General features: G+C 39.4%; 1 protein-coding gene. It reads left to right on the top strand.

Annotated features, from left to right (window positions below; all coding sequences use genetic code 11):
• On the top strand, positions 1–569 hold a 569-nt coding region (locus P8629_RS11470), incomplete at both ends, for an IS30 family transposase (RefSeq protein WP_278166265.1).

Here is a 569-nt window from a genome sequence, read left to right as displayed (position 1 = left end):
GAATGGATTTATCAATTTATCTATCAAGACAAAGCCAGTGGCGGCAACTTATACCGCTACCTATGTCGTAAAAAACGGTATCAAAAACGTAGTGGAGTTTATGAGACGCGTGGCAAGTTAAATAAAGGCCTAAGTATAGATGAGCGTCCAAAAGTTATTGATAACAGAGAGCGTATTGGAGATTGGGAAGTTGATACCGTCATTGGGATTAAAACAGGATCAAGTCTTGTTTCACTGGTCGATAGGGCTTCTCGACTTTCACAGTTTATAAAGGTGGAAACACGTAAATCAAATGTGGTGGCATCAGTCATTATTGAACAGCTGAAATCTCTAGGTAAACCGGTTCATAGTATTACGGCAGATAATGGCAAAGAGTTTTCAGCATTTGAGTTGATGTCAGAAAAACTGAATACCGCTTTTTATTTTGCCCACCCGTACTCTTCATGGGAGCGAGGAACAAATGAAAATACAAACGGATTAATAAGAAGATTCTTTCCGAAACGAACCAGTTTTGATAAGGTCTCTCAGTTGGAAATAGATACGGTTGTTGAACAACTCAACAACCGTCC

This window comes from Hydrogenovibrio sp. 3SP14C1 (genome assembly GCF_029625905.1).
In the GTDB taxonomy this organism is placed as follows: domain Bacteria; phylum Pseudomonadota; class Gammaproteobacteria; order Thiomicrospirales; family Thiomicrospiraceae; genus Hydrogenovibrio.
Note: the sequence above shows the minus strand (reverse complement) of the source record. Positions and strands in the feature narration are given on the sequence as shown.